16 protein-coding genes are annotated in these 21,096 nt (G+C 72.2%); 2 read left to right on the top strand and 14 right to left on the bottom strand.

The annotated features are described in order from the left end of the window. Positions 1-9: 9 nt before the first annotated feature. From FHT37_RS06590 to FHT37_RS06530, 13 genes are all read right to left on the bottom strand, one after another. A complete protein-coding gene (locus FHT37_RS06590; RefSeq protein WP_183479630.1) occupies positions 10-1,587 on the bottom strand; it encodes a UxaA family hydrolase in 1,578 nt (525 codons plus the stop codon). Next, entirely contained in the window at positions 1,577-1,906 is a 330-nt protein-coding gene (locus FHT37_RS06585; RefSeq protein WP_183479628.1) for an L-rhamnose mutarotase, read from the bottom strand. The genes FHT37_RS06590 and FHT37_RS06585 overlap by 11 nt, the downstream gene beginning before the upstream one ends. Before the next feature lie 14 nt (positions 1,907-1,920). Further along, positions 1,921-3,066: a mannitol dehydrogenase family protein gene (locus tag FHT37_RS06580; protein ID WP_183479626.1), complete on the bottom strand. Its 1,146-nt coding sequence runs from the start codon at positions 3,064-3,066 to the stop codon at positions 1,921-1,923. Beyond that, positions 3,060-4,070 carry a zinc-binding alcohol dehydrogenase family protein gene (locus FHT37_RS06575; protein WP_183479624.1) on the bottom strand — a complete coding sequence of 337 codons (1,011 nt, stop codon included), beginning with the start codon at positions 4,068-4,070 and terminating at the stop codon, positions 3,060-3,062. The genes FHT37_RS06580 and FHT37_RS06575 overlap by 7 nt, the downstream gene beginning before the upstream one ends. Further along, positions 4,064-4,909 (bottom strand): amidohydrolase, encoded by an 846-nt coding sequence (locus tag FHT37_RS06570; RefSeq protein ID WP_183479622.1) that lies wholly within the window; start codon positions 4,907-4,909, stop codon positions 4,064-4,066. The genes FHT37_RS06575 and FHT37_RS06570 overlap by 7 nt, the downstream gene beginning before the upstream one ends. A 1-nt stretch (position 4,910) precedes the next feature. After that, complete coding sequence (locus tag FHT37_RS06565) at positions 4,911-5,924, bottom strand: aldo/keto reductase (RefSeq protein ID WP_183479620.1); 1,014 nt, start codon at positions 5,922-5,924, stop codon at positions 4,911-4,913. Positions 5,925-5,983: 59 nt separating this feature from the next. Further along, complete coding sequence (locus FHT37_RS06560; protein WP_147241699.1) at positions 5,984-6,958, bottom strand: ABC transporter substrate-binding protein; 975 nt, start codon at positions 6,956-6,958, stop codon at positions 5,984-5,986. Between the two features lie 53 nt (positions 6,959-7,011). Then, positions 7,012-7,995: an ABC transporter permease gene (locus FHT37_RS06555; RefSeq protein WP_091724662.1), complete on the bottom strand. Its 984-nt coding sequence runs from the start codon at positions 7,993-7,995 to the stop codon at positions 7,012-7,014. Beyond that, on the bottom strand, positions 7,992-9,566 hold the full coding sequence (locus tag FHT37_RS06550; RefSeq protein ID WP_183479618.1) for a sugar ABC transporter ATP-binding protein: 1,575 nt from the start codon (positions 9,564-9,566) through the stop codon (positions 7,992-7,994). Before FHT37_RS06550 ends, FHT37_RS06555 begins: the two co-directional genes overlap by 4 nt. A 40-nt stretch (positions 9,567-9,606) precedes the next feature. Further along, on the bottom strand, positions 9,607-12,477 hold the full coding sequence (gene galA, locus FHT37_RS06545; RefSeq protein WP_255489509.1) for a beta-galactosidase GalA: 2,871 nt from the start codon (positions 12,475-12,477) through the stop codon (positions 9,607-9,609). A 133-nt stretch (positions 12,478-12,610) separates the two neighbouring features. Beyond that, positions 12,611-13,888, bottom strand: a complete 1,278-nt coding sequence (locus FHT37_RS06540; RefSeq protein ID WP_183479616.1) for an L-fuconate dehydratase — start codon at positions 13,886-13,888, stop codon at positions 12,611-12,613. Positions 13,889-13,911: 23 nt separating this feature from the next. Then, positions 13,912-14,766 carry an ureidoglycolate lyase gene (locus FHT37_RS06535; RefSeq protein ID WP_183479614.1) on the bottom strand — a complete coding sequence of 285 codons (855 nt, stop codon included), beginning with the start codon at positions 14,764-14,766 and terminating at the stop codon, positions 13,912-13,914. Positions 14,767-14,884: 118 nt separating this feature from the next. Beyond that, positions 14,885-15,679, bottom strand: coding sequence for an SDR family oxidoreductase (locus tag FHT37_RS06530; RefSeq protein ID WP_310739720.1), 795 nt, complete (start codon positions 15,677-15,679; stop codon positions 14,885-14,887). Positions 15,680-15,928: 249 nt separating this feature from the next. On the opposite strand from FHT37_RS06530, the gene FHT37_RS06525 reads away from it, so the two are divergent. Then, the gene (locus FHT37_RS06525) at positions 15,929-16,876 is read left to right on the top strand and encodes an esterase family protein (RefSeq protein WP_183479612.1); all 948 of its coding nucleotides are present in this window, start codon (positions 15,929-15,931) and stop codon (positions 16,874-16,876) included. Between the two features lie 31 nt (positions 16,877-16,907). On the opposite strand, the gene FHT37_RS06520 is transcribed toward FHT37_RS06525, so the two are convergent. Further along, positions 16,908-17,273, bottom strand: coding sequence for a hypothetical protein (locus FHT37_RS06520; RefSeq protein ID WP_404932597.1), 366 nt, complete (start codon positions 17,271-17,273; stop codon positions 16,908-16,910). 811 nt (positions 17,274-18,084) lie between these two features. Here FHT37_RS06520 and FHT37_RS06515 point away from each other — a divergent pair. Continuing rightward, positions 18,085-21,087 (top strand): diguanylate cyclase, encoded by a 3,003-nt coding sequence (locus tag FHT37_RS06515; protein ID WP_183479610.1) that lies wholly within the window; start codon positions 18,085-18,087, stop codon positions 21,085-21,087. Positions 21,088-21,096 lie beyond the last annotated feature (9 nt).

The raw sequence follows: 21,096 nt of genomic DNA, 5'->3' as shown, positions 1-21,096 counted from the left end.
CCGCGGCGCTCACATCACCGCCCCGAGCTGCCAGGGCACGAACTCGTTGTCGCCCAGGCCGTGTTCCTCGCTGAGGGTGCGGCGGCCCGAGGCGGTCTCGCGCATCAGCTGGAAGAGCGCCTCGCCGGCCTCGGCCACGGTCTGCGTGCCGTCGACGATGCCGCCGGCATTGAAGTCCATGTCCAGCCGCATGCGCTCGAACAGCGTGGTGGTCGTGGCCAGCTTCAGCGAGGGCGTCGGCTTGCAGCCGTAGGTCGAGCCGCGGCCGGTGGTGAAGCAGATCAGCGTGGCGCCGCCCGCCACCTGACCCGTCGCCGACACCGGGTCGTAGCCCGGCGTGTCCATGAAGACCAGACCGCGCGCGCGGACCGGCTCGGCGTACTCGATCACGTCGTTCAGCGGGCTGCCACCGCCCTTGGCGACCGCGCCCAGCGACTTCTCCAGGATGGTGGTGATGCCGCCCGCCTTGTTGCCGGGCGAGGGGTTGTTGTCCAGCCGCGCGCCGTGGCGCGCGGCGTACTGCTCCCACCACTGCAGGCGGTCCAGCAGTCGCCGGGCGACCTCGGGCGACGCGGCCCGCGCGGTCAGCAGGTGTTCGGCGCCATGGATCTCCGGCGTCTCCGACAGGAGGGCGGTGCCGCCATGGCGCACCAGCAGGTCGACCGCGGCGCCCAGCGCGGGATTGGCGCTGATGCCCGAGTAACCGTCCGACCCGCCGCACTGCAGCCCCACCACCAGCGCCGACATCGGCACCGTGCTGCGGCGCGCCAGCCCCGCCTGCTCGGCGAGCTCGCGCACCAGCGCCTGGCCTTGCTCGACGGCTTCCCGGGTGCCGCCGGCCTCCTGGATGGTCAGCAGGCGCAGGCGTTCGCGGGTGGCCGCCGGCAGCGCCTGGACGAGCGGCTCGATCTGGTTGACCTCGCAGCCCAGGCCGACCAGCAGCACGGCGGCGAAGTTGGGATGCGCCGCATAACCGCGCAGCGTCCGCTGCAGCAGCACCAGGCCGTCGCCCTCCGCGCTCATGCCGCAGCCGCTGCCGTGGGTGATGGCCACCACGCCGTCCACGCCCGCCGGCAGGCCCGGCCCCTGGAAGACCTGCGCGATCGCCTTGCAGACGGTCGCGGAGCAGTTCACCGACGCGATGACGCCGATGTAGTTGCGGGTGCCGACGCGGCCATCCGCGCGCCGGTAGCCCTCGAAGGTCGCCGCCGAGTCGACGGGCATCACGGCAGCCGCGGCGTCCGCGGCCTGCGCCGCCGCTCGCGGCGGCATCACCTCGGCCATCTCGAGGTTGTGCCCATGCACGTGGGCGCCGGGCTCGATCGGCGCGCTGGCCAGGCCGATGGGCTGGCCGTACTTGAGCACCAGCTCGCCGCGCCCGATCGCGCGCAGCGCGACCTTGTGCGCGGCCTCGATCGGCGCCAGCACTGGCAGCGTGGGCCCGTGGGGGCGGGCGATGCGTGCGCCGGCGGGCAGCGCGAACCGCGCGACCGCGATGTTGTCGTCCGGATGCAGGACGATCAGCGCCGAGGCCGGCAGGGTCCCTGGATCCACGGCGGCGCCTTCGCCCGGCGATTCAGTCGACATGGAACACCTGCTCCATCGCGGCCCAGTGCTCGCCCTCGGCCCGGCTGTCCAGCGGGCGCTGGCAGGGGCCGCAGAAGGTCCACCAGCGCTGGGTCTCGGGGTCCGCGGCGATGGCGGCCATGTCGGCCGCATAGTCGCTGCCGTGGTACTCCCAGTAGCTGAACAGCAGGTGCTCCGGCTCGCGCAGGAAGATGCTGTAGTTGCGCACGTTCGACGCCGCCAGCCGGGCCAGCACCGCCGGCCAGACGGCCGCGTGCAGGCGCTTGTATTCGGCGATGTGCTCCGGCGCGATGCCGATCACCATGCCCATGCGTTCCATGTCCTGCCCCTTGATCACGAGGTCCTGAGGGCGGTCCGCAGCCGCGACTGGGACAGCGCCGGCACATGCCGCCGCGCCAGCTCGACCACCGGCAGCAGGCGGCGGGCCTTCTTGCTCGCGTGGTGCTGCGCGATGTCGGCGAGCCGGTGCTCGAGGAAGGGGTTGAGCAAGCGGTCGCGCAGGCCGTCCAGGTAGACGAGCGCCTCATCGCCTTGCCCGAGCGCCGCCAGCACCGGCAGCACCTCCTCCTGCCAGGTGTCCTCGAGCGGCTGGCGCAGCGCGGGGTCTTCCATGGCCTGCCGCACCGTCATGTCCGGCGCCCGGTCGAGGACGCGCCAGAGCTCCGCCAGCATCGTGTGGCCCAGGTTGAGCAGGAAGAGCTTGAGCCGTTCATGGCGCGCGAGGTCCTCGGTCACGATGAGCGCCGGGTGCCGGCACGGCAGCTGCAGGCCCGGCTGGGCCTGCACGGCCCACAGCGCATAGGGCTCGGCCACCGCGCCGACCGGCTCCAGGGCCTGGGCCACGATGCGGTCGACCAGCGAGCTGGCCCAGACGACGTGGCCGAGCAGCCAGTCGATGAAGGCCGGCGGGCAGTGCCAGGACCGCGCCAGGGCCACCACCAGGTCGCCCAGGACGGCGCCGTTGCGCGAGACCAGCTCGCAGGGCAGCAGCGTCAGCCCGGCGTCCGGGGCCGCCTGCCAGCGGTCGTGCAGCAGCACCAGCAGCCGGGCCGGGAAGGCCTCGGGCGCGGGCGCCGCGTCGGCCAGCAGCGCCGGGCCGTCGCGCAGCGACAGCGCCCAGCCCTCGTCGCCGGTGTTGGACACGATCACTCGCACCGGTCCGCGCACGCGCTCGCGCACCGCGGGCCAGTCGGCGGCGGCATGCAGGACCTCGCGCACCGAGCGGCAGGTGCGCTGCATCTCCACCGGCACGCCGCCGACCAGACCGCGCAGCACGACGGGAAACCCCTGCGCGCGGGCCAGTTCCCGCGCGCGGCGGGTGCTGGCCGGATGGTCGGTGCTCTGCACCACGGTGATGCCGCCCAGCGCGTCGCCGGTCTCCGCCGCCTCGCTGACGAGCAGGTCCACATGGGCCTGCAGGAAGCGCCCGGTGCCGAATTGAAGGATCGGCGGCGCACCGTCCAGGCCAGGGCTCAGCATTCGACCAGCGCCTTGATCACGCCTTGCCCGGGATCGAGCAGGTCGGGGAAGCGCGCCGGCAGGTCGCCCAGCGCCAGGCGATGCGTCGCCAGCGCGGCATGCGGCACCTGGCCCGCGCGCATCGCGGCGATCACGGTGTCGAAGTCCTCCATCGTGGCGTTGCGGCTGCTGAGCAGCGTGGCCTCGCGCTTGTGGAACTCCGGATCGGAGAAGCGGATGTCGCCCTGCACGATGGACAGCAGCACGTAGCGGCCGCCATGCGCGATGAAACGGAAGCCGCGCTCCATCGCCTGCGGATTGCCGGTGGCGTCGAACACCACGTCGAAGAACTCGCCGTCGGTCAGCCGCGCGAGTTCGGCCTCGTCGCCGTCGCCCAGCGGCACCGCGGCCGCGATGCCGGCGTGGGCGCGCGCGACCTCGAGCCGGTCCCGCCGGCTGTCCAGCGCCACCACGGTGGCGCCGCGCAGGGCGGCAAACAGCATCGCGCCCAGCCCGATCGGACCGGCCCCCACCACCAGCACGCGCTGCCCGGCGCCGACCTCGCCGCGACGCACCGCGTGCGCCCCGACGGCCAGGAACTCCACCATCGCGGCCTGGTCCAGCGTGAGGCCGTCCGCCTTGCCGACGAAGCGGCGGGGCAGGCAGAGGTACTCGGTGAAGGCGCCGTCGCGATGCACGCCCAGCACCTGCATCTGCACGCAGCAGTTGGACTTGCCCTGCCGGCAGGCCCGGCAGCGGCCGCAGGACAGGTAGGGCATCGCATACACGGTGTCGCCGGGCTGCAGGCCGCTGTCGGGATCCGCCTCCTCGACCACGCCGGACAGTTCATGCCCCATGACCCGCGGGTAGGCGAGGTAGGGCTGGTGGCCGGTGAAGATGTGGAGGTCGGTCCCGCACACGCCCACGCGGCGGACGCGCAGCAGCACCTCGCCGGTTTGGCGTTGCGGCTTGGGACGATGGTGGACGGCAAGGGTGCCCGGGGATTCGCAGAGGACGGTCAGCATGGCGTGAGGCGGTAGAGGGCGGCGGCATTGCCGCCAAACAGGGCATCCAGGTCGGCGGCGGCCGGTGCGGGGTGGAGCTGGCTGGCCAGGCGCTGCGCCTGGTGCCACCAGGGCGCGTAGTCTGCGGCCAGGCGCAGCACGGGCCAGTCGCTGCCCCACAGCAGCCGGCGCGGACCGAAGAGCTCCCACAGCGCCTGCACGTAGGGCCGCAGCGCCGCGTCGTCGAGGCGGTCCCCCGCCTCGGTCAGCAGGCCGGAGACCTTGCAGTGGACCTGGGGCAGGGCGGCCAGCGCGGCGAGGTCGGTGCGCCAGGGCTCGAGCTCGCCGCGCGCGATGAAGGGCTTGGCGGCATGGTCGACGACCAGGCGCAGGCCGGGATGGCGCCGGGCGAAGCGGCCCAGCGCGGGAAGCTGGCGCGGCAGCACCAGCGCGTCGAAGACCAGGTCGTGCCGCTGCATCGCGGCGGCCGCGGGCGCGCAGGCCGGATCGTCGATCCAGTCGTCCCGCGGCAGGTCCTGCAGCATCGGTCGCAGGCCCCTGAGCGCGGGGTCGCGCGCCAGCTCGTCGATCTGCGCCGCGGCGTCGGTCGCCTTGAAGTCGACCCAGCCGACCACGCCGCGCACCCAGGGCGTCCGCGCCGCGACGGACAGCATCCAGCGCGTGTCCTCGACGCTGGGCAGCGACTGCACCAGCACCGTCGCGTCGATGCCGCAGGCGCGCAGTTGCGGCTCGAGGTCCTCCGGGCCGAAGTCCCGGTGGATGGCCGCCAGCGACGGCGGCGGCCATTGCCCCTCGCGGTCGGCGAGGCGCCAGAAATGCTGGTGGGCATCGACCCGCATGTCAGCCCGCCCCCGGTTCGTCCGGCAGCGGCACGCCGGCATGGATCAGGCCGCGATCGCGCAAGGCGTGCCACAGCGCGCCGGGAATCGGCTGCCGCATCCAGTCGACGTTGCGCCGCACCTGGTCCGGCGAACGCATGCCCGACAGCACGTTCGCCACCGCCGGATGGGCCAGCGGGAACTGCAGCGCGGCCGCCGGCAGGGGCACCTCGAATTCGGCGCAGACGGCGGCCAGCGCCTCGGCGCGCTCGCGCACCGCCGCCGGCACGGCGCCGTAGTCGTACCTGGCCTGGCCCGCCAGCAGCCCGGAGTTGAACGGCCCGCCAATGAGGACGTCCACGCCGTCCGCCACGCAGCGGTCCATGAAACCGAGCGCCCCCTGTTCCAGCAGCGTGTAGCGGCCGGCCAGCAGCACGCAGTCGATCGGCGCGGCCGACAGCGCATCCCAGGCCACCTCCCATTCATTCACCCCCAGCCCGATGGCCTGCACCGCGCCCTGGTCGCGCAGCGACTCGAGCGCGCGAAAGCCCCGGCCCTGGGTGAGCGCGCGCCAGTGGCGCCCGTGCTGCTGGCCGTGGGTGGCGCGGCCGATGTCATGCACCAGCAGCAGGTCGATGCGCGCGCCGCCCAGGCGCGCCAGGCTGTCCTCGAACGAGCGCATCACGCCGTCGTAGCTGTAGTCGAAGACGGGGCGGAAGGGCAGCGGATCGGCCCAGCCGTCGCTGCCGGGCTGCACGCTCGCGTCGGGCCGCAGCAGGCGCCCCACCTTGGTCGAGAGCACCAGCCCGTCGCGCGGCCGTCCGGCCAGGAAGGCGCCGACGCGGTGCTCGCTGCGCGTGTAGCCGTAGAACGGCGCGGTATCGATGCAGCGCAGGCCGGCGTCCCAGGCCGCCTGCAGCGTCGCGGTGGCCGTGGCCTCGTCGACCGCGTCGTAGAGCCCCGCCAGCGCGGCCGCGCCCAGGCCCAGGGGGCTGGCGCGCAGGGCCTGGCGCAAGGGACGGTCCGGTGCGGGCATGACGGCGGCTGCGCGATCGGCGAGGGGCGGGGGCGCCAGGGGCGAAAGCACGACGGTCATCAGTAGAGGACCGCCCGGGCCTCGGGCGATTGCAGGTTGGTCTTGTTGACCCAGACCACGCCGGTGTCGCGGAACTTGGGCACCGGCTTGCGCTGCAGCAACTCGTCCACCGTCTTGACGCCCAGGTAGCCCATGCGGAACGAGCTCTGCACCGCGATGCCCTCCAGCGTGCCGTCCTGGACGAACTTCTGCAGGTCCTGGTTGCCGTCGAAACCGATGGCCACCACCTGGCCGGCGCGACCGCTCTGCACCAGCGCGCGGCCCATGCCGACCGCGGTCGGCTCGTTCGCGCCGAACAGGGCCTTGAGGTCGCGATGGGCCGCCAGCACGTCGGTGGTCTGGTTCATCGCGGTGGCCATCTGCGACTGCGAGTAGTACGGGCCGACGATCTCCAGCTTCGAGTGGGCCTGCAGGTAGCGCTTGAAGCCGCCGACACGGTCCGCCTCCGAGCCCGCGCCGGCCACGTAGGACATGAGCGCCACCTTGCCGGTGGTGCCGACGCGCGCGATCAGCGCCTTGGCGCAGAGCTCGCCCGCCGCGATGTTGTCCGTGGACAGGAAGGACTGGTAGTAGGTCTTGCCGGCGTCGGACACCCGGGAGTCGATCAGCACCACGGGGATGCGGGCCTCCCACGCGCGCTTGATGGCCGGCACCAGCGCATCGGGGTCGGACGGCGCGAGCACGATGCCCGCGACGCGGCGGTTGACCGCGTTCTCCACCAGGTTGACCTGGTCGGCGACCGCCGATTCCGACGCCGGGCCGGAGAAGGTCAGCGTGTGGCCGGTGGTCTCCTTGATCGCCGCGTCGGCGCCCTTGTTGACGTTCTGCCAGAAGCTGGAGTTGGTGGTCTTGACGATGACGGCGATCTCGCCGGCCTGGGCGCTCGCGCCCAGCAGCGCGAGGCCGGCACCGAGCAGCGCGCGCCGCAGCGCACGGATCGCAAAGGGAGCGAGGGACGAGGGGATGCGGGGCATGCGGGTCTCCTGGTGGGATGTGCCGGTCTTGCGCCGGTGTTCTGCGCCGGTCTTCAGCGCCGGTTGCGGAGCTGGTCGATCCACACGGTGAGGAGGATGACCAGGCCGATGATGATCTGCTGCGAGAACGCCGACACGCCGTTCATGTTCAGGCCGTTGCGCAGCACGCCGATGACGAAGGCGCCGATGACGGTGCCGGACACGCTGCCCACGCCGCCGCTCAGCGAGGTGCCGCCGATGACCGCGGCGGCGATGGCGTCGAGCTCGTACATCACGCCCTCGTTGGGCTGCGCGGTCACCAGGCGCGACATCAGCACGCAGCCGCACAGGCCGGCCAGGGCGCCGGAGCAGGTGTAGGCGAACATCGCCACGCGCGCCACGTGGACGCCCGACAGGCGTGCGGCCTCGGCGTTGGAGCCCACCGCATGCAGGTGCCGGCCCAGCAGCGTGCGGCGCAGCAGCAGCCCCACGATCACCGCCAGCGCCACCATCAGCAGCACCGGGTAGGGGATGCCGGGAAAGATCACGTTGGGGAAGCCCTGCGCATCGATCTCCTCGATGCGCCACAGCGCGCCGTTGCCCAGCACGCCGAAGGCCTCGCCCAGGCCAGAGACGGCGCGCGCGTCGGTCAGCTGCAGCGCCAGGCCGCGCGCCACCAGCATCATGCCCAGCGTCGCGATGAAGGGCGGCAGGCGCAGCCGCGTCACGCAGAGCCCGTTGACGGCGCCGCACAGCCCGCCCACCACGATGCCGGCGGCCATCGCGGGCGCCACCGGCAGGCCCTGCTTGACCAGCAGCCCGGCCGTCACGCCCGACAGGGCCAGCACCGAACCTACCGACAGGTCGATGCCGCCGGTCAGGATGACCAGCGTGGCGCCCAGGCCGAGGTAGACGATGGTGCTGACCTGCAGCGACACCGTCATCGCGTTGCCCACGCTGAAGAAGGCGTTGCTGGTCAGCGAGAACACCAGCACGAGCGCCAGCAGGCCGGCCAGCGCGGCGAACTTCTGGAGCAGGTCTTTCTGTCGTTCGTTCATGGGGCAGTCGTCTCGGGCGCCGCGTCCGGCGCTGGGGATGGGGAAGCCGGGCCGACCGAGGCCAGGTGCATCACGTCCTGCTGGCTGCTGCCGCGCGTGTCCAGCACGCCGGCGATGCGGCCCTGGCGGAACACCGCGATGCGGTCGGTCAGGCCGAAGATCTCGGGCAGGTCGGAGCTGATGAGCACAACGCCGACGCCCTGGGCCGCCAGCTCGTCCATCAGCGCATAGATGGCGTATTTCGCGCCGACATCGATGCCGCGCGTGGGCTCGTCGAAGACGATCACCCGCGCCTGGCGGAACAGCCACTTGGCGATGACCACCTTCTGCTGGTTGCCGCCGGAGAGCAGCCGCGCGATCTGGTCCGGCGAGGGCGTGCGGATCTGCAGCTGCCGGATGAAGCGCTCGGCGGTCTCCCGCTCGCGCGCCGCGTCGATGAGGCCGAGCCCGCGGGTCAGCGCGCCCAGGTTGGCCATCGTGATGTTGTGGGCGACGCTCATGGCCACCGCCAGACCGTGGGCCTTGCGGTCCTCGGAGACATAGGCGATGCCGGCCTCGATCGCGTCGCGCGGGCAGCGGATGTCCAGGGCTTGTCCGCCGAGCTCGATCTCGCCGCCGTCCAGCGGGTCGGCCCCGAAGAGCGCGCGGGCGGTCTCGGTGCGACCAGCGCCGACCAGGCCCGCGAAACCCAGGATCTCGCCGCGCCGCAGCTCGAAGTCCAGCGGCCCGAAGACGCCGTGGCGCCGCAGGCCGCGCACGCGCAGCAGCACCTCGTCGACCGGCTGCCGCGTGGCCGGCGGGAACTGCTGGTGGAGCTCGCGGCCCACCATCAGGCTGACGATCTCGTCGATCGAGGTCTCGTGCCAGTGGCGGGTCGCGATGTACCGGCCGTCGCGCAGCACGGTGACGCGGTCGGCGATGCGCTCGAGTTCATCGAGCCGGTGCGAGATGTAGAGGATGCCCACGCCCTCGCGCCGCAGCTCGCGCACGACCTGCAGCAGCCGCGCCGCGTCGGCCTCGCCGAGCGAGGAGGTCGGCTCGTCCATGATCAGCAGCCGCGCCTGGAGCGACAGCGCCTTGGCGATCTCGACCAGCTGCCGCTGCGCGATCGGCAGCGTCGCGACCAGGGCGTCCGGATCGATGTCGGCGCCCAGCCGGGCCAGGCAGGCGCGCGCGCCGTCCCGCTGGCGCTGCCGGTCGACGAACCAGCCGCGCCGCGGCTCGCGGCCCAGCCAGATGTTCTCGGCCACCGTGAGCTGCGGCACCAGGTTCAGCTCCTGGTGGATCATCACGATGCCCAGGCGCTGCGCATGCGCGAGGCCCTCCAGGCGCACCGGCTCGCCATCGATGCGCAGCTCGCCGTCGTCGGGCGCATGCACGCCGCTGAGCACCTTCATCAGCGTGGATTTGCCGGCGCCGTTCTCGCCGCAGATCGCATGGACCTCGCCGCGATGGACCTCCAGCGCGACATCGGCGAGCGCGACGACGTTGTCGAAACGCTTGCACACGCCGCGCATGCCCAGCAGCGCGGGGAGGGCGGGGAGGGGGGACGTGTCGGGCAGCGCGTTCATCGGCGCAAGCCTCCCATCGCATGCGGCCGGGCGGCGTATCTCATGGCGCGGCCTTCGCCTGGCCGCGTTCGAGCGAAACCCGCCCGATGAGGCCCGAGGGTTGGCCCGGCTGCGCGCGCACCAGCACGGTCATCGTGCGCCAGCCCGGTCCCTGGGCCAGCGGCAGGCGCAAGGGGCCGGGCGCCGGCGAGGTCTTCTCGCCGATCTTCACGCCATCGACCCAGACCTCCGCCTGGCCCGCGATCTCCTGGAACAGCAGCTGGCCCTGGCCATCGTTGCGGTCGGCGCGCAGGCGCAGCGAGGCGCGGTAGGCGCGCCAGGGCGCGGCCTCCGCCACCTGCCGGATCGGTGGCTCGCCCCAGCCCCAGCTGTTCATGTCGTTCTCCGCCAGCACCTGGTTGGGATCGGGACGCGTGGCCTGGGGCGGCGAGATGCGCCAGCCGCCGACGCGGCTGATCGCCTCCGCGGCCGGCGCCGACGGGACCCGCGCCGGGCGCACGTCCAGCACCAGCTCGGCGGCCGCCAGCCCGTCCGCCGTCGCGCGCAGCCGCAGCGGTCCCTGGCCGTCACGGTCGGTCTGGAGGATCGCCTGCGCCAGGCCGTTGAAGAGCGAGCGCTCCGGCGCCTTGGACGCTTCATGCGAATTGGGATCGCCATTGCCGACGCCGATCAGGCGGCCGCCGCCGGTGGTCTCGAAGCGCACCATCAGGTTGGCGGTCGGCACCGGGCGGCCCTGCGCATCGACCGCGCTGACGGTCACCGCCACCGCATCGCGGCCGTCGCCGGCCAGCGTGGCGCGGTCGGCGGCAAGCACCAGGCGGGCCGGGGCGCCGCTGGTCTCCACCAGGTCGCGGGCCAGTTCACGCGGGCCCTCCAGCGCGACGGCCTCCAGCCGGCCCGGCGCGTAGGGCAGGTCGACGCTGACGATGCCGTCGCGGTCCGCCGCCTGCTCCGCGACCGTCTGGCCGTTCAGCAGCAGGCGCACGCGCGGCGCGTTGGTGGCGACCATCACCTTCACCGGCTGACCCTCGCTGCCGGCCCAGTTCCAGTGCGGCAGGATTTTGACCACGGTGCGGTCCTTCACCCATTGCGCCTGCCGGATGTAGAAGGCTGCCTTGGGGAAACCGCACAGGTCCAGGGCGCCGAAGAAGGTCGAGGCGCTCGGCCATTCGAAGGGCGTGGGCTCGCCGTGGTAGTCGAAGCCGCTCCAGACGAAGCCGCCCGCCATGAACGGCCGCTGCGCGATGTGCCGCCAGGCCTCGCGATGGGTCTGGCCCCAGGACGAGGGCTCGTCGTCGTGGCTGCCCAGCACCTGCGCCTGCCGGTCGCTGCGCCAGGCGCCGCGCGTCATGTAGGCGGAGGTGTCCTCGGAACTGAACATCGGCCGGCCCGGATGCTCGCGGTGGTAGCGGTCGTAGGCATGGACCTGGTAGTTGACGCCGACCACGTCCAGCACCTCCGAGGCGTTGCGATCGGCGAAGAGGCCGTCGTGCATGCCCGCGGTGACCGGCCTGCTCGGGTCCAGCCGCTTGATCTCGGCGGCCATGCGGCGCGCCATCTCGCGGCCTTGCCAGGTGCCTTGCAGCGGCTCTTCGTTGAACAAGGACCAGAGGATCACGCTGGGCCGGTTGCGGTCGCGCCGCACCAGCCAGGTCAGCTGGGCCATCGCGTCCGGGCTCGCACTGAAGTTGCGGTTCTCGTCCATCACCAGCAGGCCCAGGCGGTCCGCCAGGTCCATGACCTCCGGCGCCACCGCGTTGTGGGCGAAGCGCACCGCGTTCACGCCCATTTCCTGGAGGCGGCGCAGGCGGAATTCCCAGATCGCCGTCGGCACCGCGACGCCGACGCCGGCATGGTCCTGGTGGATGCACACGCCCTGCAGCTTGAGCGCTTCGCCGTTGAGGAAGAAGCCCCGCTCGGCATCGAAGCGCAGCGTGCGGAAACCGGTATGCAGCTCGGTGGCGTCGATCTCGCGCAGCGGGCCGGCGCCGGGTTGGCGCAGCACCGCCCGCACGCGATACAGCCGCGGCGATCGCGGCGACCAGAGCGCGGGTTGCCGGATGTCCAGCGTCAGGCGCGCGGTGGCCGAGTCCAGCGCGGCGACGCGAACGCGGGTCTCCTTCCGGGCCACCACGGCGCCGTCGGGGCCGGTCACCTCAAGCGACACGACCGCGGCCCGCACGGCCTCGCCGGTGTTGTCGACCTGCACCTCGACCGGCAGCGTCCAGCGGCCGTCGCGCTGCACCGGATTGGCGTAGAGACCGTCGGTGGCGATGTGCAGCGGGTCGCGCTTGACCAGCCAGACATGGCGGTAGATGCCGGCGCCTTCGTACCACCAGCCTTCCTGGGCGTCCGCGTCGACGCGCACCGCGATGCTGTTCACCTCGTCGCCGTAGCGCAGGTAGGGCGTGATGTCGATGGCGCGGCCGTTGTAGCCGGACCAGTTGCGATTCACCACGATGCCGTTGACCCACACCGTGCTGTGGGTCGCGATGCCGTCGAACTGCAGTTCGATGTGGCGGCTCCGGTCGGACTCCGGCAGCTGCAGGTAGCGCCGGTACCAGCCGATGCCTCGGGCGCGGTAGCCCTGCGACGCGTTCTCTTGACGGTCGAAGGCGTTCTCGATCGCCCAGTCGTGCGGCAGGTCCAGCCGGCGCCAGTCGGAGTCGTCGAACTCCGCCCCACCGGCGCCGACGACGCCGCCCGCCTTGGCCTGGTGGTAGCTCGCGCCGTGTCCCTTGACCGGCTGCGGCGGCACTTCGCCGCGGTGGAACAGCCAGCCGGCGTCCAGCGACAGGCGCTCGCGCGGCCCCTCGGCGCGCGCGGTAGCGGGCAGCAGCGCCGCGATCGCCAGGCAGGCGATCAACAGCCCATGAACCAGTGACGCAGGGCGCGTCATCGTCTTGAACATCTTGTCTCCATGACGAGGACCGCGGCGCCGGAAAGGCGGCGGTCCTTCGAGGCTCTGACGGCCGTTGATTTGGTCTTACCAGTTTCTCAAAATCTACTTTCGGTCTTACCGGTGAAAACACCGAGCCGACGGCTCAGCCGCGGAAGCGATACCGCTCCAGCGACTCGGGTTTCATCGTGATGGAGAAGCCCGGAGCGGTCGGCAGCAGGTAGGCGGCGCCACGCACGACGCAGGGATCGACGAAGTGCTCGTGCAGATGGTCGACGTACTCGATCACCCGGTCCTCGCGGCTGGCGGAGACGCACAGGAAGTCGATGACGGAGAGGTGCTGCACGTACTCGCACAGGCCGACGCCGCCCGCATGCGGACACACCGGCAGGCCATGCTTGGCCGCCATCAGCAGCACCGCCAGGATCTCGTTGACGCCGCCCAGGCGGCAGCTGTCGATCTGCACCACGTCGATGGCGCCGCGCATGATGAACTGCTTGAACAGGATGCGGTTCTGGCACATCTCGCCGGTCGCGACCCGCATCGGCGCGATGGCCTCGCGGATCGCGCGATGGCCTTCGACGTCGTCGGGGCTGGTGGGCTCCTCGATGAACCAGGGCCGCGCGAAGGCCAGGTCCTTCAGCCAGTCGATGGCCACCGGCACGTCCCACACCTGGTTGGCGTCGATCATCAGGCGGCGATCGGGCCCGAGCACCTCGCGGGCGATGCGCAGGCGGCGGATGTCGTCCTCGCGGTCGCGGCCCACCTTGAGCTTCACATGGCCGAAGCCGGCGTCCACCGCCTCCTGGCACAGGCGTCGCAGCTTGTCGTCCGGGTAGCCGAGCCAGCCGGCCGAGGTCGTGTAGCAGGGATAGCCCTCGCGCTCGAGCTGGGCCAGGCGCTCGGCCTTGCCCTCGGCCGCTCGGGTCAGCAGCGCGAGCGCCTCGTCCGGCGTGATGCAGTCGGTGAGGTAGCGGAAGTCGATGCAGCGCACCAGCTCCTCGGGGCTCATGTCGGCGACCAGGCGCCACAGCGGCTTGCCCTTGGCCTTGGCCCACAGGTCCCAGACCGCGTTGACGACGGCGCCGGTGGCCAGGTGGATCGCGCCCTTGTCGGGTCCGATCCAGCGCAGCTGGCTGTCCGAGGTCACGTGCCGCCAGAAGCGCCCCATGTCGGCGGCGATCCAATCCAGGTCCAGGCCGACGACGAGATGCCGCATTGCCTCGATGGCACGGCAGCACAGGTCGTTGCCGCGCCCGATGGTGAAGGTCAGACCGTGGCCCTCCAGGCCCGGCCGGTCCGTCTCGAGGATGACGTAGGCGGCCGAGTAATCCGGATCGGGATTCATCGCGTCGGAGCCGTCCAGGTGGGCCGACGTGGGGAAGCGCACGTCGACGGTGCGCAGACTGGTGATGCGGCTCATGGGGCGGGGTGAGGTGGCGGGCTTCAGGCGGCGACGGTGCGCTGGGTCTGCGTGCCCAGTCCGGCGATGCCCAGGCGCATCGTCTGGTCGGGCCGCAGGTAGACCGGCGGCTTCTGGCCCAGGCCGACGCCGGGCGGCGTGCCGGTGGAGATGACGTCTCCCGGCTGCAGGCTCATGAAGCGGCTCAGGTAGCTGACGATCTGCGCCACACCGAACACCATCGTGCGGGTGTTGCCGTTCTGGTAGCGGTGCCCGTCGACCTCCAGCCAGAGGTCCAGCTGCTGCGGGTCCGGGATCTCGTCCGCGGTGACCAGCCAGGGGCCGAGCGGCCCGAAGGTGTCGCAGCCCTTGCCCTTGTCCCATTGGGTGCCGCGCTCGAGCTGCCATTCGCGCTCGGACACGTCGTTGACGACGCAGTAGCCGGCGACATGCTTCATCGCGTCGGCTTCGTCGATGTAGGCGCCGCCCTCGCCGATGACCACGCCCAGCTCGACCTCCCAATCCGTCTTGACCGAGCCCCGCGGGATGCGCACCGGGTCGTCGGGACCGCTGATCGCGCTGGTCCATTTGGCGAAGACCACCGGCTCCTGCGGCACCGGCAGGCCGGACTCCGCGGCGTGGTCGGCGTAGTTCAGGCCGATGCAGATGAACTTGCCGACCTGGCCGACGCAGGGACCGAGTCGCAGATCCCGCTGCGGCGTGCCCGGGACCCGGGGCAGGGTGGTGGGATCGAGCTGGCGCAGCAGCGACAGGCCGGCGGGGGTCAGCACCTCGCCGGCGAGGTCGTCGATGTGTCCGGAGAGGTCGCGCACCTGGCCGTCGGCGTCCAGCAGGCCGGGGCGTTCCTGGCCGGGCGGGCCGTAGCGGAGCAGTTTCATGGCAGTCCTTGCGAGAGAGGCGAGAGGGGCGAGAGGAAATCGGAGGGGCGGCTTGAAGGCCAGAACGGCCCGAAGGCCTGTCGGCCTGGCGACCGGGAAACGGCGACGGCCACGGGGTTCAGATCGTGACGCCGCCGTCGACGCTGACCGCCTGGCCGGTGATGAAGCGGGACGCATCGCTGAGCAGGAACACCACCAGCGGCGCGATGTCGTCCACCGTGGCCAGGCGTCCCATCGGCTGGCGCGCGATGAAGTCGCGCTCGGCCTGCACCGGATCGGCGGCCGCGGCGATGCGTCCGCGCAGCGAGGGCGTGTCCACCGTGCCGGGGCACAGCGCATTGCAGCGCAGGCCCTGCTTGACGAAGTCGGCCGCGACCGACTTGGTCAGGCCGATCACCGCCGCCTTGCTGACGCCATAGACGCAGCGGTTGGGAAAGCCCTTCACCGAGGACGCCATCGACGCCATGTTCAGCACCGAGGCGCTGCCACCGGGGCGCGCCGCCTCGGCCAGCATGCCGGGCAGGAAGGCGCGCAGCATGCGCCACATGCTCTTGACGTTGAGGTCCATGCTGAAATCCCAGGCCGACTCGTCGCAGTCCAGGACCGAGCCGTGATGGACGAAGCCGGCGCAGTTGAAGAGGCCGTGCAGCGGCGGCAGCTCGCGCGCCAGGGACTGGATGGCGGCGGCGTCGCGCACGTCGAGCGGCGCGGTCCGCAAGCGGGACGAATCTCCGGCGTCTTCGCGCAGGCTGTCCAGGCCAGGGGCCGCGAGGTCGGTGGCAATCACCTCGGCGCCCGCCGCGAGGCAGGCCAGTGCGCTCGCGCGGCCGATCCCTTGGGCGGCTGCGGTGATCAGCACGGTCTTGCCAGCGAGGGAGCCAGCGGCGGAAGAGGGCGGAAGGGGCAGGTTCACGGTCGAAATCCGGCCAAGAGGTCTGACCAGTTTATGCCAGACAGGGTTGTCACCCCCACCCGGGAACTACCCTTGATTCGTATCGTTTCAAATTGGTCCGACCGGATGGGTGGCCTGTCGAGCGGCGATCCGCCTTCCCGCGGCGGGCGGGGCCGGGTAGGGCGGGCCCGGCAAGGATTCCGTGTTTATGCCGGTAAGACCGAATGAAGATGTTGCGATACTGGTCAGTCCACATCCGGGATGCAGCCCATGACCTTCCGCTCCTTCGATCCCCTGCCTGGCGCGCTGTCGGGCGCGCTGCTGAGCGCGCTCGTGCTGGCCCTCGCGCCCACCGCGCAAGCGCAGGACGCCGGCCCGGTGACACCGGACGCGGCCCGCGCCAACTTTGCCCGGCCGATCGTGCTGGCGGCCGACGATGTCCGCTCGACGCCGCCGCCGCCGCGAGGCTTCGACGAAACGCGGCCCGGCGTCGTACCGGGCCGGGTGGAGACGTTCAGCTACGAGTCGGGCGTCACCGGCGGGCGGCGCCAGGCGCTGGTCTATCTGCCGGCCGGCTACACGCGCGAGCGCCGCTATCCGGTGCTCTACCTGCTGCACGGCATCGGCGGCAACCAGCACGAATGGACCGGTTACGTGCGGGCCAACGCCGTGCTGGACAACCTGATCGCCGACGGCAAGGCGGTCCCGATGATCGTGGTGATGCCCAATGGCCGGGCCCTGCCGGACGACAGCGTGCCGCCGCCGGATCGCGTCTTCACCGAGGCCAACGCGGCCGGCTTCGCGAAGTTCGAGCGCGACCTGCTGGACTTCCTCATTCCCGCGGTCGAGGCCGCCTACCCGGTCCGGGCGGACGCGCGGCATCGCGCGCTCGCGGGGCTGTCGATGGGCGGCGGGCAGGCGCTCAACATGGGCCTGGGCCATCCGGAGACCTTCGCCTGGATCGGTGGTTTTTCCTCCGCGCCCAACACGCGGGCCACGGCGGAGTTGACGCCCGATCCCGGCGCGCTGCGCCGGCAATTGGCGCTGCTGTACCTGTCCTGCGGCAACCGGGATGGCTTGATCAGCGTCTCGCAGCGGGTGCACCGGGACCTGCTCCGGCAAGGCGTTCCCCACCAGTGGAACGTCGACGCCAGCGGGCACGACCGCGAGAGCTGGAGCGACAACCTGTACCAGTTCTCGCAGCGGCTCTTCCGATGAACCGCCGTGCCGCCCGGTGGCGCCGGGTCGCTCAGACCTTGAGGCCGCGCTCGATCTCGGTCAGCTTGTAGCGCGCCAGGGCCAGGTTGCCCTTGGCCCGGTCCAGCACCAGATAGAGGAACAGGCCGGCGTTGTTGGGCACCAGCCGGATCAGGTGGTACTGGTCCGCGAGCGTGATCAGGATGTCCTCGATGCCGCCCTTGCGCAGGCCCAGCGCTTCCATGGTCTGCAGCTTGGCGCGCACCACCTGCGTGTTGCCGGCCGCGGCCAGTTCGAGGTTGAGGCCGGAGCCCGCCTGGGCCAGGCACATGCCGCTGCGGTAGTCCACCAGTGCGGCCGACATCGCGCCGTCGATCGTCATCGCAGCCGACATCGACTGCTGCAGGTTGTTGCTCATGGGTACTTTCGTGAGGTCAGGGGGAGGGAAGGCGGCCGGGCCCTGCGGGGTCGGCCAACGGTCGAGTTCGTCGATGAGGACGAACCACAGGGTTTCCGCGCTGCTGTCGGGCAGGCGGTAGAGACGCCGGGCGTCGTCGCTTCGCGGCACCATCGATCGCAGCGCCGATTCCTCGACGAGGGCGTTGGGCGCCAGCAGCGCATGGATGCGGGGCACGCCGGCATCGACGGCGCGCTGGAAGACCTCGGTGGCGGCCCGGACCGAGCCCGGCCCCACCAGCAGGAAGAGGGCGTCCGGTCCGGCGCCGGGCGAGAGCTCGTCCAGGTGCCGGGGCGGCTTGACCCACTCGAGGGCCGGCCCCGACGGCGAGGCGCCGGGGCGGACGATCCGGCGCCCGTCGCTGCCCGGCGAGGTCGAGGTACCGGCGCATTGCGCCAGGGCCTGGTCGCCCAGGCGCGCCGTCAGGTCAACGACGCGGATCGCGGGTCGGGTCATCGCTCGTTCCTGTCGTCGAATCCGGAGGGTGAAGGTGCGCGGTCATGTCCGTGGGCCTCGGACGTCGATCGGGTCGCGCGACGAGGAAAAAGATGCGTTGGTCGGATTGTCCCGAGCCCTCCCCGGCATGCCTTCACTGACCCGTCACTGGCGTCCCACCGGGGGCTGCGGGCAGTGCAGGACGCGCGTCCGACCCGTGCGCGGTGCGCGCTTCGAGGCATTTCTTCACTCGGCCGCGCGGCTCGGTGATGTCGCCGGCGTGCGCTCGGACGTCGGCTCGGTAAGCTCGCCAGCGAAGACGACAGCCGGAGACGACATGAGGAACGCATGGAGCCGCGCGATGGTGCGCGGCGCATGGCTGCTGGCGTCGATCCTCGGATCGTCGGCCGGCTTCTGCGAGCAGATGAACCTGCGCGAGCTCGGCCAGCCGGACGGCCTGGGCAACCTGGCGCTCAACGCGCTGCAACAGGATGCGCAGGGTTTCCTGTGGGCCGGCACCGAGAACGGCCTGTATCGCCACGACGGGCAGCGCATCGAGCGCGTCGCCACGCAGGAACTGCGGCGGGTGGCCGCGCTGGCCAGCGGCGGCGGACACCTGTGGATCCTCTCCGACACCGGCACCTGGTGGTGGCACGACGGCCGGCTGGAGCGCGTGCTCCCCCGGACGGCGAAGCTGCCGCAGGACGTGCCGATGGCGATCGCCGCGCGCGGCGACGAGGCCTGGTTCGTCACCTTGGGCGGGCTGCAGCACGTGGTCGTCGACCGGCAGACCGACAGCTGGTCCTCGAGCCCGGTGATGACGGCCGAGCAACTGGCGCGTCATCCGGAGATGGGCCGCCTGGCCAGCGTCATGCTGGCGCGCGACGGCGCGCTGTGGGCGGGTTGCGGCGACGCCATCTGCCGCTGGCATCGCGGCGAGCTCAAGCGATGGGATGCGCGCAGCGGCGTTGCGCGCCAGCAGTGGCATGCGCTGCTCGAGGCCAGCGACGGCAGCGTCTGGGCGCGCTCCACGCAGGCGACGCTGCAGCTGCCCGCGGGCGCCGAGGCCTTCGTCGACCGGACCGCACCCAGCGACCGCGGCGATCCGATGCATCGCTATCCGCTGGTCGAGGATGCCGCGCACCGCATCCTGACCGCGTCGCAGCTGGGCGTGCTGCGCTGGCAGGGGCAGCAGTGGCAGTCCTTCGGCAAGCGGCAAGGCCTGCCCGGCGACGGTCGCGTCCACGCGCTGCTGAGCGATCGCGAAGGCGGGCTCTGGCTCGGGCTGCGCGGCACGGGGTTGCTGCAGTGGCGCGGCTACGGCCGCTGGGAGAGCTGGACCGATGCGGACGGCCTGCCCAGCAGCGTGGTCTGGACGATGCAGCGCGACGGGGAGGGGCGTGGCGCGCTGCATGTCGGCACGGGACGGGGCCTGGCGGCGTTCGACGCGGCGCAGGGCGTGTTCCGCCAGGTGCCGCTGCCGCACGCGGGCGACCTCTTCGGGCTGGTCCCCGATGGCCAGGGCGGCCTGTGGGCCGCCACCGATGTAGCGACCTTCCACCACGTGCGCGACGGACGAGGGCTGCCGGGCCCGATCACGACGCCCGGCGGGACCGAGGACGGCTTCCTCTGGGCGCTGGCCTCGAAGGACGGCGCGCTCTGGGTCATCACCGCCGGCAAGCTGCATCGCTGGCCCGAGGCGGGCCGAGGCCCGGTGCAGGCGGTGCCCGGCCCCCCAGGCAATGCGCAGGAGCATTTCTACGACGCCTGCGAGACGCCCGACGGCACGTTGTGGCTCGCCGGGGCGCGTGGGCTGGCCCGACGCCGGGCAGGCCAATGGCTGTCGTCCCTCGCGGTCGAGGACGGGGTGACCTACGTCGCCTGTGGCGAGGACGGCACCGTCGTCGCGGCCAGCGAGGCCGGCCAGGCCTGGCGGGTGCGGACGCCAGGGGCGGCGAAGCCGTCGCTGGAAAGCCTAGACGCCCCCGTCCTCAAGGGCCGGATGATCGTGTCCCTGCTGATCGACAGCCGAGGCTGGCTCTGGCTCGGCACCGACGCCGGGCTGGTGGTGCACGACGGGACGCATTGGAAGCTGCTGGATCGCTCGCAGGGGCTGGCCTGGAACGACACCTCGGGCCACGCGCTGTACGAGGACGGCGACCGGTCGATGTGGATCGGCACCAGCCGCGGCTTGTCGCGCCTGATCGATCCCTCCCAGGTCTTCGCGACGGCCTTGCCGCGCCCGGTGCTGATGTCGGCGACGCGCGGCGCCGGCCAGGTGCCGATGCAGGACGGCGAGACGCTGGCCTGGTCGCGGGACCGGATCCACCTGCGGGTCGCGCCCCTGCAGTTCAGCGACCCCCGGGTGCGCGTCGAGTACCGCCAGGTCGGACGCGACGAGGGCTGGACCGCGGTCGCGACACCCGACATCGACGTGGCGGGCCTGGAGCCCGGGGCGATCCAGATGGAGGTGCGGCTCGCGGATCCTGAGACCGGTCGGTACTCCGCGACGACGAGCTTCGGCTTCACGCTGCAGCCGCCCTGGTGGCGACGGGCGTGGGCGACGGCGCTGGGGCTGGTCGCGCTGCTGGGGCTGTCGCAGGGCTGGCACCTGTGGCGGCGCCGTCAATGGCGGAGCCAGCAGGCCCGGCTCGAACAGTTGGTGGGCGAGCGCACGCGCGAGCTGGAGGCCTCCCGCGCGCAGCTCGAGGAACTGGCCAGCCGCGACGCGCTGACCGGGCTCTGGAACCGGCGCGCCTTGACGGAGATCCTCCAGCGCGAGGTCGTGCGGGCCCGCCGCGAGCGCACGCCCCTGACGCTCGCGATCGTCGACATCGACCACTTCAAGCGGGTCAACGACACCCACGGCCATCCGGCCGGGGATGCGGTGCTGAAGGACTTCGCCGGCCGCCTCGCCGCGACGGTGCGGCCCTACGACGCGGTGGGACGGCTGGGCGGCGAGGAGTTCTGCCTCGTGCTGCCGGGGCTGGACCTGGCGCAGCCGGAGGATAGACAGCGCCTGCGCCGCATGCAGGTCGACGTCAGCCGCGCGCCCACCGTGATCGGCGTGGTGACCAGTTCGTTCGGCGCGGCCATGCTGGGCGTCGACACCGGCGACGGCGAGCAACTGCTGGAAGCCGCGGATCGCGCGCTCTATCAGGCCAAGCGCGGCGGACGCAACCAGGTGGCGTTCCACGAGGCGTCGCCGGCCCAGCCGGCGGAACCGGTGGGAGCGGCGACAGCGGCGCCGCCAGAAGTCGCCGTGGTCGCGGCGGAGCCGGTCGCGCAGGCCTTCGCGGGCGAAGACGACGCCGCCATCACGGCCGGCGGCCGTCGGTGATCCGTCGCC

The organism is Mitsuaria sp. BK037, from assembly GCF_014193045.1.
GTDB lineage: Bacteria > Pseudomonadota > Gammaproteobacteria > Burkholderiales > Burkholderiaceae_C > Roseateles.
The sequence above is the reverse complement of the archived record's forward strand: the minus strand, read 5'-3'. Positions and strand labels throughout refer to the sequence as shown.